13 protein-coding genes are annotated in these 14,931 nt (G+C 66.9%); 9 read left to right on the plus strand and 4 right to left on the minus strand.

Annotation, left to right across the window (positions count from 1 at the left end; all coding sequences use genetic code 11):
- Positions 1–158 precede the first annotated feature (158 nt).
- From QM685_RS22050 to QM685_RS22080, 7 genes are all read left to right on the plus strand, one after another.
- Positions 159–1,847 (plus strand): AMP-binding protein, encoded by a 1,689-nt coding sequence (locus QM685_RS22050; RefSeq protein ID WP_415119298.1) that lies wholly within the window; start codon positions 159–161, stop codon positions 1,845–1,847.
- Positions 1,848–1,953: 106 nt separating this feature from the next.
- On the plus strand, positions 1,954–3,483 hold the full coding sequence (locus QM685_RS22055; protein WP_415119300.1) for a CoA-acylating methylmalonate-semialdehyde dehydrogenase: 1,530 nt from the start codon (positions 1,954–1,956) through the stop codon (positions 3,481–3,483).
- A 46-nt stretch (positions 3,484–3,529) separates the two neighbouring features.
- Positions 3,530–4,444: a 3-hydroxyisobutyrate dehydrogenase gene (mmsB, locus tag QM685_RS22060; protein ID WP_415119302.1), complete on the plus strand. Its 915-nt coding sequence runs from the start codon at positions 3,530–3,532 to the stop codon at positions 4,442–4,444.
- Positions 4,441–5,238 carry an enoyl-CoA hydratase gene (locus QM685_RS22065; protein ID WP_415119304.1) on the plus strand — a complete coding sequence of 266 codons (798 nt, stop codon included), beginning with the start codon at positions 4,441–4,443 and terminating at the stop codon, positions 5,236–5,238. The genes mmsB and QM685_RS22065 overlap by 4 nt, the downstream gene beginning before the upstream one ends.
- The gene (locus QM685_RS22070; RefSeq protein ID WP_415119306.1) at positions 5,235–6,395 is read left to right on the plus strand and encodes an enoyl-CoA hydratase/isomerase family protein; all 1,161 of its coding nucleotides are present in this window, start codon (positions 5,235–5,237) and stop codon (positions 6,393–6,395) included. Before QM685_RS22065 ends, QM685_RS22070 begins: the two co-directional genes overlap by 4 nt.
- Before the next feature lie 198 nt (positions 6,396–6,593).
- The gene (locus tag QM685_RS22075) at positions 6,594–6,776 is read left to right on the plus strand and encodes a CsbD family protein (protein ID WP_415119424.1); all 183 of its coding nucleotides are present in this window, start codon (positions 6,594–6,596) and stop codon (positions 6,774–6,776) included.
- A gap of 223 nt (positions 6,777–6,999) precedes the next feature.
- The gene (locus QM685_RS22080; protein WP_415119308.1) at positions 7,000–8,094 is read left to right on the plus strand and encodes an AI-2E family transporter; all 1,095 of its coding nucleotides are present in this window, start codon (positions 7,000–7,002) and stop codon (positions 8,092–8,094) included.
- Positions 8,095–8,128: 34 nt separating this feature from the next.
- Here QM685_RS22080 and QM685_RS22085 read toward each other — a convergent pair whose 3' ends face one another.
- The 4 genes from QM685_RS22085 to QM685_RS22100 form a co-directional block, all read right to left on the minus strand.
- Complete coding sequence (locus tag QM685_RS22085) at positions 8,129–9,412, minus strand: MFS transporter (protein WP_415119310.1); 1,284 nt, start codon at positions 9,410–9,412, stop codon at positions 8,129–8,131.
- Between the two features lie 80 nt (positions 9,413–9,492).
- On the minus strand, positions 9,493–10,329 hold the full coding sequence (locus QM685_RS22090) for a siderophore-interacting protein (protein ID WP_415119312.1): 837 nt from the start codon (positions 10,327–10,329) through the stop codon (positions 9,493–9,495).
- Positions 10,330–10,393: 64 nt separating this feature from the next.
- Positions 10,394–11,320: a PadR family transcriptional regulator gene (locus QM685_RS22095; protein ID WP_415119313.1), complete on the minus strand. Its 927-nt coding sequence runs from the start codon at positions 11,318–11,320 to the stop codon at positions 10,394–10,396.
- Positions 11,321–11,424: 104 nt separating this feature from the next.
- Entirely contained in the window at positions 11,425–12,351 is a 927-nt protein-coding gene (locus QM685_RS22100) for a LysR family transcriptional regulator (protein WP_415119315.1), read from the minus strand.
- A 207-nt stretch (positions 12,352–12,558) separates the two neighbouring features.
- On the opposite strand from QM685_RS22100, the gene QM685_RS22105 reads away from it, so the two are divergent.
- On the plus strand, positions 12,559–13,677 hold the full coding sequence (locus tag QM685_RS22105; RefSeq protein ID WP_415119317.1) for a porin: 1,119 nt from the start codon (positions 12,559–12,561) through the stop codon (positions 13,675–13,677).
- 79 nt (positions 13,678–13,756) lie between these two features.
- Positions 13,757–14,908 (plus strand): alpha/beta hydrolase, encoded by a 1,152-nt coding sequence (locus tag QM685_RS22110; RefSeq protein WP_415119319.1) that lies wholly within the window; start codon positions 13,757–13,759, stop codon positions 14,906–14,908.
- The last annotated feature ends 23 nt before the right edge of the window (positions 14,909–14,931 follow it).

Below are 14,931 nucleotides of genomic sequence, written 5' to 3' on the forward strand. Positions count from 1 at the left end.
GCCTGGCCGCCGATGCCGCGCGCCACGTAGTCCGCAAACGAAGACGACCCGGCGGCACCCCGGCGAAAACAACGAGCGCGCCACGCGCCGACCGCGATAAAACTGCATGGGACCGGAGTAAGCGCTAAAGCGCCAACTCCGGTCGACAGGAGACGACGATGACTGCAGCGAAAGCCTTTCTCGAAGCGCGCGATCTGCTGGTGCGCCATCGCACCGACTACGAACGCGCGTATCGCGAGTTCGCATGGCCGGTGCTCGGCGAGTTCAACTGGGCGCTCGACTACTTCGATGCGATCGCGCGCGACAACCACAACCCCGCGCTGTGGATCGTCGACGACCCGGCAAGCGACGGCCTGCGTCTGTCCTACGCGCAGATGTCCGAGCGCTCGTCGCGGATGGCGAACTTCCTGCGCGGCGCGGGCGTCGGCCGCGGCGACCGAGTGCTGCTGATGCTGCCGAACCGCGTCGAGCTGTGGGACGTGATGCTCGCGGCGATGAAGCTCGGCGCGATCGTGCTGCCCGCCACCACGCAACTGTCCGCCGACGACGTGCGCGACCGCGTGCAGATCGGCGGCGCGAAGTTCGCGGTGGTCGATAGCGCGGAGCTGGCCAAGTTCGATGCGCTCGACGTGCCGCTCACGCGCTTCTCGGCCGGCGCGCCGCGCGACGGCTGGATCGATCTGGCCGGGGCCTACGCGGCGTCGCCGCAATTCATGCCCGACGGTGTTACCCGCGCAACCGATCCGCTGCTGCTGTACTTCACGTCCGGCACGACGTCGAAGCCGAAGCTCGTCGAGCATACGCATCAGAGCTATCCGGTCGGGCATCTGTCCACGATGTACTGGATCGGCCTGCAACCGGGCGACATCCACTGGAACATCAGCTCGCCGGGCTGGGCCAAGCACGCGTGGAGCTGCTTCTACGCGCCGTGGAACGCGCAGGCCTGCGTGTTCGTGTTCAACGGGCGCTTCGTGCCGAAAGACACGCTCGCCGCGCTCGTGCGCTTCAACGTGACCACGCTGTGCGCGCCGCCGACCGTCTGGCGCATGCTCGTGCAGGAGCATCTGAGCGACTATCCGGTGAAGCTGCGCGAGATCGTCGGCGCGGGCGAGCCGCTGAATCCCGAGATCATCGAGCGGGTCAGGCATGCGTGGGGCATCACGATTCGCGATGGCTTCGGCCAGACCGAGACCACCTGCCAGATCGGCAATCCGCCGGGCCAGCCGGTCGTGGCCGGCTCGATGGGGCGTCCGCTGCCGGGCTACAGGATCGAACTGCTCGACGCCGACGATCAGCCGGTCAGCGAAGGCGAAATCGCGCTGCCGCTGGCCGAGCGGCCGCTCGGCCTGATGACCGGCTACGCGAACAACGCGACGGCGACCGCGCAGGCGATGCGCAACGGCTTTTACCGCACGTCCGATGTCGCGCTGCGCCGCGACGACGGTTATTACGTATACGTCGGCCGCGCGGACGACGTCTTCAAATCGTCCGACTACCGGCTGAGTCCGTTCGAACTCGAAAGCGTGCTGATCGAACACGAGGCGATCGGCGAAGCGGCCGTCGTGCCGAGCGCCGATCCGGTGCGGCTGTCGGTGCCGAAGGCATTCGTCACGGTGCGCCAGGGCTACGAGGCCGGCCCGGAACTGGCGCGCGCGGTGTTCGCGTTTTCGCGCGAAAAACTCGCGCCGTATAAGCGGATTCGGCGCCTGCAATTCAGCGAACTGCCGAAGACGATCTCCGGCAAGATCCGCCGCGTCGAATTGCGGCGCCGCGAAATGGAGCGCGCGGCCGAGCCCGCGCGTCTGCCCGACGAGTACTGGGAAGAGGATTTTCCGGAACTGCGCTAATTGCCTTTATCCGTTGCTTCCTGGCCCGGCTTTGAACGAAGGTCCCGGCGCTTTTAATTTTCATCGCTGTCCGGCCGCCGCGCGGCCACCGCACAGGAGTTTCATCATGAGCGCAATGGTTTCGAACGAGACCCGCCGCGACGTCGCGAGCGTCCGGCTGCTGATCAACGGAGAGTTCGTCGAATCGAAGACGACCGAGTGGCGCGATATCGTGAACCCGGCCACCCAGGCCGTGCTCGCGCGCGTGCCGTTCGCGACCGTCGACGAGGTCGACGAGGCGGTGCGCAGCGCGCACGCCGCGTTCAGCACGTGGAAGGACACGCCGGTCGGCGCGCGCATGCGCATCATGCTGAAGTATCAGGCACTGATTCGCGAGCATATGCCGCGCATCGCGAAGACGCTCTCCGCCGAGCAGGGCAAGACGATTCCCGATGCCGAGGGCGATATCTTCCGTGGGCTCGAAGTGGTCGAGCACGCATGTTCGATCGGCACCTTGCAGCAGGGCGAATTCGTCGAGAACGTCGCCGGCGGCGTGGACACCTACACGCTGCGTCAGCCGCTCGGCGTGTGCGCCGGCATCACGCCGTTCAACTTCCCCGCGATGATCCCGCTGTGGATGTTTCCGATGGCGCTCGTGTGCGGCAACACGTTCGTGCTGAAGCCCTCGGAGCAGGATCCGCTGTCGACGATGCAACTGGTCGAACTCGCGCTCGAAGCCGGGGTGCCGAAAGGCGTGCTCAATGTCGTGCACGGCGGCAAGGAAGTCGTCGACGCGCTCTGCACGCATGAACTCGTGAAGGCGATCTCGTTCGTCGGTTCGACGGCGGTCGGCACGCACGTGTACCGCCTCGGCAGCGAGCACGGCAAGCGCGTGCAAGCGATGATGGGCGCGAAGAATCACGCGGTCGTGCTGCCCGACGCGAACCGCGAGCAGACGCTCAACGCGCTCGCCGGCGCGGCGTTCGGCGCGGCCGGGCAGCGCTGCATGGCGACCTCGGTGGCGGTGCTGGTCGGCGCCGCGCGGGAGTGGCTGCCCGATCTGGTCGCGAAAGCGAAGACGCTGAAGGTCAATGCGGGCAACGAGCCGGGCACGGATGTCGGTCCGGTCGTATCGCGCGCGGCGAAGCAACGCATTCTCGGCTTGATCGACGCGGGCGTGAAGGAGGGCGCGACGCTCGCGCTCGACGGCCGAGGCGTGAGCGTGCCGGGTTACGAGCAGGGCAACTTCATCGGCCCGACGGTGTTCGCCGACGTGACGACCGGGATGGAAATCTACCGCACCGAAATCTTCGGGCCGGTGCTTGTCGTGCTGAACGTCGACACGCTCGACGACGCGATCGCGCTCGTCAACCGCAATCCGTTCGGCAACGGCGTGGGTCTTTTCACGCAAAGCGGCGCGGCGGCGCGCAAGTTCCAGAGCGAGATCGATATCGGCCAGGTCGGCATCAACATTCCGATTCCCGTGCCGGTGCCGTTTTTCAGCTTCACCGGTTCGCGCGGCTCGAAGCTCGGCGATCTCGGCCCGTACGGCAAGCAGGTCGTGCAGTTCTATACGCAGACCAAGACGGTCACCGCGCGCTGGTTCGACGACGACACCGTGAACGACGGCGTCAACACGACGATCCGGCTGCGTTGAGCCGGCGCCGCAAAGCGTAGAACGTAGCCAATACGGAGACGACACCATGAAAGTAGGCTTTATCGGACTCGGCAACATGGGCGCGCCGATGGCGCTGAACCTGCTGAAAGCGGGCCACGCGCTCAGCGTGTTCGACCTCAGCGCGCAGGCGCTGCGCACGCTCGTCGACGCGGGCGCGCATGCCGCCGGTTCACCGAAGGCGGCCGCGAGCGACGTCGAATACGTGATCACGATGCTGCCCGCCGCGGCTCACGTGCGCAGCGTGCTCACCGCGGACGACGGCATTCTCGCCGGCATCGCGAAGGGCGTGCCGATCGTCGATTCCAGCACGATCGATCCCGCGAGCGTGAAGGCGTTTGCCGAACTCGCGGCGCGCCACGGCAATACGTTCGTCGATGCGCCGGTATCCGGCGGCACCGGCGGCGCGGCGGCGGGCACGCTGACCTTCATGGTCGGCGGCAGCGCGAGTGCTTATGAGCAGGTGAAGCCGGTGCTGTCGGCGATGGGGAAAAACATCGTGCATTGCGGCGATACCGGCACGGGCCAGGTCGCGAAGATCTGCAACAACCTCGTGCTCGGCATTTCGATGGCGGGCGTCGCCGAGGCGATGTCGCTCGGGGAAGCGCTCGGCATCGACACCAAGGTGCTCGGCAGCATCATCAATACGTCGACCGGGCGCTGCTGGAGTTCGGACACGTATAACCCGATGCCGGGTGTGATCGAAACGGCCCCGTCGTCGCGCGGTTACACCGGCGGCTTCGGCACGGACCTGATGCTGAAGGACCTCGGCCTCGCCACCGATGCCGCGCGCGGTGTACGTCAGCCGGTCTATCTCGGCGCGCTCGCGCAGCAGCTTTATCAGACGATGAGCACGAACGGCGCGGGGCGTCTGGACTTTTCGGCGGTCATCAAACTTTATCGCCAGCAGGGTCGCGGCGGCGGCGAAGGAGGCACGCAATGATCGAGCTCGACTACGTGCAGGACGGCGCCGTCGCGCTGATCACGCTCAAGCGGCCACCCGCCAACGCCTTCACGCCCGACGGCCTGCTGCAACTGCAACGCACCGTCGAGCGGCTCAACGCCGACGCGCGCGTGCGCGCGCTCGTCGTGACCGGCGACGGCCCGAAGTTCTTCAGCGCGGGCGCCGATCTGAACACGTTCGCCGACGGCAATCGCGAAGTCGCGCGCACCGCGGCGGCGCGTTTCGGCGCGGCGTTCGAAACCTTGCAGAATGCACGGCCCGTCGTGATCGCGGCGCTCAATGGCTATGCGATGGGCGGTGGCCTCGAATGCGCGCTCGCGTGCGACATCCGCATCGCCGAGCAGCATGCGGTGCTGGCCTTGCCCGAGACCGCGGTCGGTCTGCTGCCGTGCGGCTGCGGCACGCAGACGCTGCCGTGGCTCGTCGGCGAAGGCTGGGCCAAGCGGATGATTCTGACCGGCGAGCGCGTCGATGCGGCGAGCGCGCTGCGCATCGGGCTGGTCGAGGAAGTCGTGGAGCGCGGCGCGGCCCGCGAGGCCGCGCTGGCGATGGCCACGCGCGTCGTCGGCCTGAGCCCGGAGGCGGTGAGCTTCAGCAAGGAATTGATCCATCAGGCGCGCCAGGGCGTGCCGCGCGCGGCGGCGCTCGCGCTCGAACGCGAACGTTTCGTCGATCTGTTCGACGGCGCCGATCAGCGCGAGGGCGTCAACGCGTTCCTCGAAAAACGCGCGCCGCGCTGGCAGACGGATGTCCAGCAGGAGAGGCATCGATGAGTGCTGTGCCGAACGCCGCGTTCGACGCGAGCCGTCATGCAAATACGGAAGCCGAACCGGAGATCCTGTTTCGCGTCGTCAACCGCGTCGCGATCATCACGCTGAACCGGCCGGCCGCGCTCAATGCGCTGTCGCATGCGATGGTGCGCGAACTCGCGGTACGGGTCGAGCATTGCCGCGCCGACAGCGGCATCGTCGCGCTGGTGCTGAAGGGCGCGGGCGACAAGGGCTTTTGCGCGGGCGGCGACGTGCGCGAGGTGCATCGGCTCGCGACGCAGGGCGACCCGCGCTGGCTCGCGTTCTTCGTCGACGAATACCGGCTCGACTATGCGCTGCATACGTTTCCGAAGCCGGTGGTCGCGCTGCTCGACGGCATCGCGATGGGCGGCGGCATGGGGCTCGGCCAGGCGGCGCGGCTGCGTATCGTCACGGAGCGCAGCCGCATTGCGATGCCGGAGACGCGTATCGGCTTCGTGCCCGACGTCGGCGCGAGCCGTTTCCTGAGCGTGATGCCGGCGGAATTCGCGCTGTATGCCGGCATGACCGGCGCGACGCTGTCCGGCGCCGACGCGGTGCGCCTGCAACTCGCCGACCTGTGCGTACCGGCCGACTGGCTCGCGAGCTTCGAGGAACGCCTGCAGCGCATGCCGCATGACGGCAGCCGGATCGACGCATTGCGCGCGGTGTTCGAGCCGCCGTGCAACATCGTGCCGCACGCGCCGCTGGATGCGCTGACGCCGCTGATTTTGCGGCACTTCGACCGGCGCTCGGGCGTCGAGCGGATCGTCGCGACGCTGCGCCAGGATCTCGAGCGCGAGCCGCCACGCGAGGCGCGGCAGTGGTTGCAGGCCACCTGTGACGCGCTGACCGGTCTTTCGCCGACGATGCTGCACGTGACACGCGAGGCGCTGTTGCGCGGTCGGCAGATGACGCTTGCCGAATGTTTCCGCATGGAGCTCGGCATCGTGAAGCGGGCGATCGAGGAGGGCGACTTCCGCGAAGGCGTGCGCGCGCAACTGATCGACAAGGATCGTCGGCCGCGCTGGTCGCCCGCGACGCTGGCCGAGGTGCGGCCGGAGCGGGTTCGGCATTTTCTGACGTCGCCGTGGGCGAGTGAAGCGCATCCGCTGGCCGCGCTGGGCGCGCGGCAGGAGTGACGTTCGGCAGGCCGCGCGTAAATAAATGACGCGGCGCATGTCCGGGAACGGTACGTGCTACACAGGTGAGGTTGCACAGGCGCGGATCGCATCATGCGAAGCGGTCCGCGCGATGACGCGGCGCGTCGCGTCGTCCGTTTGCTGTCTCGTTGCAACGCCGGCGGGCAACTCCACAGCCAAACTCACCAGGAAAGCGTCATGGACAAGAATCGGGTAGAAGGTACCGCGAAGGAACTGAAGGGCTCGGTCAAGGAAGCGATCGGCAAAGTGACCCACAACCGTGCAAAACAGGCCGAAGGGGCGGCCGAAAAACTCGCCGGCCGGATGCAGGCGAAAATCGGCGAAGCGGCCGATGCGGTGCGCGAGCGTCTGAAGCAGTAGAGTTTTCCTGCTGCCGCGGGCGCGTCACGTCGGCCATGTAATTTCAGGCGCATCACCGCGGCACACAATCCGTGCGTCGACGCAACAGCGGCGTGAGGCCACGCACGCCGCCGGTGCTCGCGACCCTGGCGCCGCGGCGGCGAAGGCGCAAGTCCGCGCGCACAGCCCGATGCCGGTGGCGTGTTCCGGCCACCACAGCGCATCGTCCATTCGAGGAAGCTTCATGCTGGGATTCGACGTCGGCACGGCCAGAAAAGTCTGGACCGCGTTCCTGATCGCGCTGCTGTTCTTCATCATCTATATCGCGTCGACCACGGTGCTCGTCATCGTGTTCGCGGTGTTCTTCAGCTATCTGATCTATCCGATGGTGGAGCTCGTCGAGCGCGTGAGGCCGCGCCGCCTGCCGCGCGTGGCGTCGATCGCGCTCGTGTTCGTCGTCGTGGTCGCGCTGATCGCGGTGGTCGGCTCGCTGTTCGGCGTGCAGTTGCAGGATCAGGCGACGCACCTGCTCACGCAACTGCCGGCGCTGATGCGCACCGATGTGCCGAACCGTCTGCCGTTGCCGCATTTTCTCGAGCCGCTGCGCGAACGGATCGTCGATTTCGTGCGCAGCCAGATCGAAACCGGCTCCGACAAGGCCGTGCCGATGGCGCGCAGTCTCGGGCTCGGCGTCGTGCATGCGGCGAGCAACCTGATCTATCTGGTGCTGATTCCGATCCTGAGCTTTCTGCTGATCAAGGACGGCGAGCAGATGCGCGACGCGTTTCTCGCGCTGCTGTCGAAGCGGCATCGCACGCTGTGGAGCGATATCGTCGACGACGTGAACGTGCTGCTGTCGAAGTACGTGCGCGCGCTGCTGTTTCTGTCGCTTGCGACGCTGTTCTGCTACGGCATCGCGTTTTCGCTGCTCGGCATGCCGTATGCGTTTCTGCTCGCGGTCAGCGCGGGCCTGCTGGAATTCGTGCCGTTCGCCGGACCGCTCGCCGCGATTGCCATCACGCTCGTGGTCGCGGTGTTCAGCGGTTTTCCGCACTGGGTATGGCTGCTGGTTTTTATCGGGCTGTACCGGTTGTTCCAGGACTACGTGCTCAATCCGTATCTGATGAGCGAAGGCGTCGAGGTCAGTCCGTTTCTCGTGATCGTCGGTTTGCTCGCGGGCGATCAGCTCGGCGGCGTGGCGGGAATTTTTCTCGCGGTGCCGGTGATCGCGACGCTGAAGATCGTGATCGGCAGGGCGCGGGTGTTTTACGCGGGCCAGCACGCCGAGGGTGAAGCCGCGCGGCGGGCGTTGACGGGGGAGGTGGATGAACCAGGGTAAGGAAGGCAGGCCCCGTGCGGGGCCCGCGGGGGGTTTAACTTTCGCCGACGATGTTCGCCTCGATACCGCCGCCGATGCCGTTGGACGCGCTGCCCGGCGCGCCCCCTGTCTCTCGCGGCGCACTCTTCACACGCGACACCCACAGCACGGCCGCGAACGCGACCGCCACCGCGACCCATCCGACGGTCCCATAACCGGTGATGCGCCCGTTTGCCGACGTGCCGAGCATCAGACCGCCGAGCCATGCGCCGGTGCCCGTGCCGAGCGCCTGCAACGCGCTGTTCGCGCTCAGGAACGCGCCGCGCCGCGCAGGTTCGGGAACGGTGGTCAGCAGCGTCTGCATCGGCACCATGCGGCCGTTCATCAGCACCATGAAGCACGGGAAGAACAGCACGAGCGCATAGAACGGCAGATCCGGCAGATGCGTGACGAACAGCACCGGCACGAACGACAGCAGCGCCGCGCAGCGGAACACGCGCTGCGTGCCGAAGCGGTCGGCCAGCTTGCCGACGAGGCGGGACGTGAAGAACGTCGCCGCGCCGCCCGCCATGTAGAGCCACGACAACTGCCGCGGCGCGACACCGTGATTGGCGACCAGCATCGGCGAAATAAACGGAATCACCAGCATGTGCGCGATCATCATCATCGACGTGAGCACGAACGCGCTCAGATGCCGCGGATTGACGAGGAGCCGCCACAGATCGGGCAGCACCTCGGCGAGCGGCGGCTGACGGCGGCTCAGATGCGCGGCGAGCGACGGCACGAGCCGCGCGCCCGCGCCCCACACGAGGAGCGACAGCGCGACCAGCAGGAAAAACGGCGCGGCCCAGCCGAAATGCGCGCCGAGCATCACGCCGGCCGGCACGCCGGCGATCGCGGCGAGCGAGAACGCGGTCATGATCGTGCCGGTCGCGGCGCCGCGCCGCTGCACCGGAATCACGTCGCCGACGATCGCCATGATCACCGAGCCGAGCACGCCGCCGGTGATGCCCGCGAACGCGCGCGCGACGAGCAGCAGCGCGAAGCTCGACGCGAGCGCGCACGCGAGGTTCGACAGCGCGAACAGCGCGTAGATCGTGAGCAGCAGACGGCGCCGGTCGAAGCGGTCGATATAGGTCGCCGCGAACAGGCCCGACAGGCCCGAACACCACGAATACGCGGACACCGCGGTCGCGAACGCGGCCGGTGCGATCCGGAACGCGCTCATGATCTGCGGGCCGAGCGGCATCATCACCATGAAGTCCATGATGATCGTGAACTGCGTGAGCGCGAGCAGCCACAGCAGACGGCGCTCGTGCCGCGGGGTGAGTGAGTACATCGGTTGATTTCCTGTTGCTGTTATGCGCGTGCGCCGGCGCGCCTGCCCGTCATGCATTCAGGGCGGCACGGGAAGCGCGCTCAGTCGTCGAGCGTTTCGTGGACCGCGACGGCGCCCTGTTTCCAGTAGCTCGCCGCGCGGATCCGCGACTTGTCGACGCCACGCTCGCCGCACAGATGCTGGCGCACCGCGCGGATCGTCGCCGCTTCGCCGGCGGCCCACACGTAGCCTTCGCCGTTCTCCGGCAGCCAGGTTTCGCGCACCGCCCGCAGCAGCGCTTCGCCGCGCACGTCCGTCGGCGCCTTGGCATCGTTGCGATAGCACCAGACGAGGTGCAGCTCGGCCTGCGTCGTGAATTCGATACGCGCCGACGGATCGGCTACCTCGATCACCGCGGCGACGCGCGCGCCCGGCGGCAGCTCTTCGAGACGGCGCGCGATCGCGGGCAGCGCGGTGTCGTCGCCGACCAGCAGATGCCAGTCGAAGCCGGTCGGAATCACCAGCGAGCCACGCGGGCCGCCGACGCCGAGATACTGGCCGACTTGCGCCTGCGCGGCCCACGCCGCCGCGGGACCGGCTTCGTGCATCGCGAATTCGATGTCGAGTTCGCGCGCGTCGCGGTCGAAACGGCGCGGCGTGAAATCGCGCGCGGTCGGGCGCTTGCCGTCCGGAAATATCGGGCCGTCGGGACCGGCTTGCGGCAGCGTCGGCTTGTCGGCGCCGGGCTCGGGGAAGAAGACCTTGATGTGGTCGTCGAACGATGCGGACACGAAGTCGTGCAGATCGTCGCCCGTGAAGGTGACGCGAATCAGATGCGGGGTCAGCGCGCGCACCTGCTTGACTTGCAGCAGCCGGAATTTCAACGGATGCCGTACGCGATATACGGCGAGATCGGGGCGGTTGTCGTGGTTCGGCATAAGGGTAGGGCTCCTGTTCGGTTCGAACGCGCGCCGGTCGGCGCGCTGTCAGGTGGTCGGGTGGTCAGGCGGTGGGTTCGGCGCCGTTGTCCGTGTCTTCCTTCCCCGTACCTTCGATTTCCCGCGCGGCGCGCATCAGGATCGCGGCAATGCGGCGCTGCTCGTCGGCCGGCGCGTTGTCACGGCGCAGCAGCGCGTTCTTCAGCGTGCGGCGCGCTTCGTTCAGCTCGGGCACCCAGCCGCCTTCGCTGACGTCGGCCGGTTCCTCGCCGGCAAATGCGCGGCGCACCGAATCCATCTTGCGGGCGATATGCGTGAGTTTGGCGAGCATCAGCTCGACGCGCTCGCGATTCGTGGCCAGATAGGCGCGGCCCGCGTCCGACAGCGCGTAGCGCTTGCGGTTGCCTTCGAGCTGCACCGTCACGTAGCCGAGTTCTTCCAGGTACGTGAGCGCCGGATAGACCATGCCGGGGCTCGGACTGTAGAAACCGTTCGAGCGCGTCTCCAGCGCCTTGATCAGTTCGTAGCCGTGGCTCGGCTGCGCGTCGATCATCGACAGCAGCAGCAATTGCAGATCGTCGGAGGTGAATTTACGGCCGCGCGGGAAGCCTTCGCCATCGCCGCCGAAACCGCCGGGGCCGCCGCCGAAGCGCCCGCCACGGCCGCCGAAGCGGTGGTCGTGATGACGGCCGATCGCGTGCCATAGCGCGTCCGCATAAAACTCCCGATGGCGGCGACGGTCTTGCCCGTTGCCGTGGAACGGGTGCCAGTCGCGATGCCAGCCGTGCTGGAAACGCGGATCGCGCGCGGCTTCCGTGCGCTGATCGGCTTGCGCGCCGGCGGCGCGCTCGAAGTCCGCGCCGCGCTCGCCGCGATGCCCGTGCTGGTGTACGAACGCATGCCAGAGCGCATGCAGGGAAGGACGGCCGAAGCCCGTGTGGAAACCGTCGCGCGTGCCGCGCGAGCCGGAAAAACGATGGGGATGACGCATCTGGGAGACTCCCGTTAATGTCGTAAGATGCATCGTAAGATATATATCTAAAGATAGTCTGTCAAATTTTTTTGCGAATCGGGACGCCGCCGTCGGTTGCTTCTTTACTCGCTCACGTATTCGCCCGGCCATCCGCGTTGTCTCACGAACTCGACGAAGCGCGCGGCGGCCGGATCCCGCATCACGGCCGGATACGCAAGATGCAGCGGCGCGGACAGGCCGGCATCGCTCGCCAATGGGCAAAACACCGCGCTTTTGTGGTCGTAGCGCTGCATCGAGGCCGGCACCAGCGTCACCCCCAACCCGGCCGCGACCATGTGAATGCCCGTGAGCATTCGCGGTACCTCCCGCGCGACGTGCGGCTCGAACCCCTGGCGGCGGCACGCGGCCAGAAAGTCCGCATACATGCCCGGCGCGCCCGGACGCCGCACGAGGATGAATTCCTCATGGGCGAGCGCCTTCAACGATATCGCCGGACGGGATTCGTTGGTCGCGGCGAGCAGCGGATGCCCAATCGGTAGCACCGCCATCATCGGCTCATCGAGCAACTGCTCGAACGCGACGCCGGAAGGCGTTTCGACCGGCTTGCGGAGAAACGCGACGTGGAGCTGGCCCGTCAATAGCCGCTCGATCAGCTCGGCGGCATTCAGTTCCGAAAGCGTGATTTCGATGCCGGGATGCTCCGCGTTGAACGCGCGTATCGCGTCGGTCGTGATTGGATGAAAGCCGGCGGAACTCGTGAGGCCAATCGCGAGCGAGCCAAGCTCGCCGCGCGAGATGCGGCGGGCGTGAGCGATGCCTTGCTGCAGCATGCCCAGCACCTGCTCCGCGCTCTGCGCGAACGCCTTGCCGGCCGGCGTCAGTTCGACGCCACGCGGCAGGCGCGCGAAGAGTTCAAAGCCGATCTCCTCTTCGAGCAGGCGTATCTGTTGCGACAGCGGCGGCTGCTGCATCGCGAGGCGCTCGGCGGCGCGGGTGAATTGTCCTTCCTCGGCAACCGCGAGGAAATAACGAAGGTGACGTAGTTCCATGGACGGCTCCGGCGGCGAAAAGCGATCGGGACAGAGATTCGCGCACGGCGGCGCGAGGTCCTGTAATTCATATTTATAAAATATGGAGATACCATTAAATAGATATTTTACATCTGCATCGTCGTTCCTTACGATGGGCTCAGGTTTCATCAGCCCGCGCGTCGCGGGAAACCGCAACGCGACGAAAACAACATCAAGGAGACTGCTTTGAACAAGCACCATGCCGCAGCCATCGCGCTGCTTGCCGGTTGTGTATCGGCGCCCGCTTTCGCGCAACAGGACGACGTCGACGAAGCGATGCAACTGGCAACCGCCCCCGCCGCCGCGGGCGGCAGTTCGGTCACGCTGTACGGCGTGATCGATGCGAACGTGGAGTATCTGACGCACGCCGGCAAGAACGGCGGCTCGCTGGTGCGGATGAATTCCGGCGGTATCCATAATTCGCGCTTCGGTGTGCGCGGCACGGAATCGCTCGGCGGCGGCAATTCGGCGTGGTTCGTGCTCGAGGCCGGTTTCAACGCGAACGACGGCACACAGGCGACCGCCGGCACCCTGTTCAATCGCACCGCGGCCGTCGGCCTGACGAATCAGACCTACGGCTCGCTGTCGTTCGGGCTGCAATACACGCCGATGTACGACATTCTGCTGCGCTACGATCCGATGTCGTTCTCGCCGCAATACACGTGGTTCCCGACCACCGGATCGGAGAACAGCTTTTCGTTTCGCGCGCGCGACAGCAACATGGTCAAGTACGTCGGCCACTTCGCCGGCCTGACCGCGATCGCGGGCTACAGCTTCGGCGGGGACGCGGCTTCGTTCCAGAGCAGCGCCGCATACGGCGGCGGCCTCGACTACGACGGCGGCTCGTTCGGCGCCGCCCTTGCATACGACTACCGTAACGGCGCGATCAATTCCAGCAACACATGGACGAAGTCGCGCAACCTGAGCCTGACGTTCCGGCAGGATATCGGCGCGAGCACGCTGAAGATGGGCTATGAGCACTATCTGTACAACCCGACGAAGGGTTCCTCGGAATCTCAGGCGCTGTGGTTCGCCGGCGTGCGCTATCCGGTGATGCGCCGCGTGAAGGTGACCGCCGCCTATTACTACGTTCAGGACAAGACGCCCGGCAATTCCAATACGTGGATGGGCGTGCTGAGCACGCAGTACTCGCTGTCGAAGCGCACGGCGTTGTATGCGACCGTCGGGTACGCTCAGGCCACGCGTGGCGCGAATGGCGTCTTTACGCCGGTAGGGACGACCGACGAGACCGCGTTCGGGCCGAACCAGACCGGCGTCACGATCGGCATGTTCCACCAGTTCTAGTCGTTTCACCCGTTGATGTCAGGGCCGCGCCGCGTCATGCGGATAGCGCGCGGCCGTGTATCCCCGAGGAGCCGTACGAATGAGTTTTGATCCGATTCCCCGTCGCGCGCGGCGCAGTACTGATGATCGTCGCGAGGTGGCCCACGCATGGGCGCGTGTCGTCCGCGCGGCCGCCGTTGCCGTTCTGGCGCTGGGCGCCAGCACGCATGCCGGCGCCGCGGACGTCGCCGGAACCCACGCATACAACCCGCATCTTCGAGCGGTCTCGCATATCTCCGATACGCGGATGCGGATCGACACCCCGGCGGGCGCCGCCGAATTGCCGCTGTATATTTCGCGCGACTGGAATCAGCCGCTGCCGGGCATCGTCCGCGCGGTGATCGTGATTCACGGCAAGCTGCGCAATGCGGACCGCTATTTCCGGAGCGCGGAGAAGGGCCGCGATGCCGCGCACGAGCAGGGCGTGTCAGACGCCGATGCGAACGGCACGTTGCTGATTGCGCCGCAGTTTCTCGCCACACTCGATTTCGGCGGCCGTTCGGAGCCCGGCGATCTGCTGCGCTGGGATGCGAACGGCTGGATGGCCGGCGACGCCGCCGTCGCGCCGGTGCCGCTGAGTTCGTACGCGGCGCTCGACGCGATCGTCGAACGGCTCGCGGACCGCAAGCGCTTCCCCGATCTGCGGGAAGTCGTGTTCGCCGGCCATTCCGGCGGCGCTCAGGTGGTGCAGCGCTATGCGGTCGCCGCGCGCGAGACGGGGGCGCTGGCCCGCGAAGGGATTGCGCTGCGCTACGTGGTGTCGAGCCCGTCGTCGTATGCGTATTTCGACGCGCAGCGGCCCACCGACGACGGCAAGCCGTTCGACCCGGCCGCCTGTCCGGGCTTCGACGACTGGAAATACGGAATGCGGAAGCGGCCGGCGTATCTGGCGGAGCGCACGCCCGCGCAGCTCGAAGCCGCGTATGTCGCGCGCCGCGTCGACTATCTGGTCGGCGGCAACGACGACGATCCCCAACAGAAGGCGCTCGACCAGAGCTGCCCGGCCGAGGCGCAGGGTCCGCAACGCGTCGCGCGCGCCCAGGCCTATTTCGCTTATTTGCGCGCGCGTCATCCGCAGGGGCTGAATCAGCAGTTGCACATCGTGCCGGGCGTCGGACACGACGGCGCGCGGATGCTGACGTCCGCCTGCGCGTTGAATGCGATGTACGGCGTGCCGGGGTGCGCATCATGAGCATGACCCGGGAGACCTCATCG

It is taken from the genome of Paraburkholderia sp. (assembly GCF_047605525.1).
In the GTDB taxonomy this organism is placed as follows: Bacteria; Pseudomonadota; Gammaproteobacteria; order Burkholderiales; family Burkholderiaceae; genus Paraburkholderia.

What these genes read in the sequence shown, in the direction of transcription:
- QM685_RS22070 (WP_415119306.1), top strand. Translation starts at nt 5,235, where the DNA reads ATGAGTGCTGTGCCGAACGCCGCGTTCGACGCGAGCCGTCATGCAAAT.
- QM685_RS22065 (WP_415119304.1), top strand. Translation starts at nt 4,441, where the DNA reads ATGATCGAGCTCGACTACGTGCAGGACGGCGCCGTCGCGCTGATCACG.
- QM685_RS22075 (WP_415119424.1), top strand. Translation starts at nt 6,594, where the DNA reads ATGGACAAGAATCGGGTAGAAGGTACCGCGAAGGAACTGAAGGGCTCG.
- QM685_RS22110 (WP_415119319.1), top strand. Translation starts at nt 13,757, where the DNA reads ATGAGTTTTGATCCGATTCCCCGTCGCGCGCGGCGCAGTACTGATGAT.
- QM685_RS22055 (WP_415119300.1), top strand. Translation starts at nt 1,954, where the DNA reads ATGAGCGCAATGGTTTCGAACGAGACCCGCCGCGACGTCGCGAGCGTC.
- QM685_RS22050 (WP_415119298.1), top strand. Translation starts at nt 159, where the DNA reads ATGACTGCAGCGAAAGCCTTTCTCGAAGCGCGCGATCTGCTGGTGCGC.
- QM685_RS22095 (WP_415119313.1), bottom strand. Translation starts at nt 11,320, where the DNA reads ATGCGTCATCCCCATCGTTTTTCCGGCTCGCGCGGCACGCGCGACGGT.
- QM685_RS22080 (WP_415119308.1), top strand. Translation starts at nt 7,000, where the DNA reads ATGCTGGGATTCGACGTCGGCACGGCCAGAAAAGTCTGGACCGCGTTC.
- QM685_RS22100 (WP_415119315.1), bottom strand. Translation starts at nt 12,351, where the DNA reads ATGGAACTACGTCACCTTCGTTATTTCCTCGCGGTTGCCGAGGAAGGA.
- QM685_RS22085 (WP_415119310.1), bottom strand. Translation starts at nt 9,412, where the DNA reads ATGTACTCACTCACCCCGCGGCACGAGCGCCGTCTGCTGTGGCTGCTC.
- mmsB (WP_415119302.1), top strand. Translation starts at nt 3,530, where the DNA reads ATGAAAGTAGGCTTTATCGGACTCGGCAACATGGGCGCGCCGATGGCG.
- QM685_RS22090 (WP_415119312.1), bottom strand. Translation starts at nt 10,329, where the DNA reads ATGCCGAACCACGACAACCGCCCCGATCTCGCCGTATATCGCGTACGG.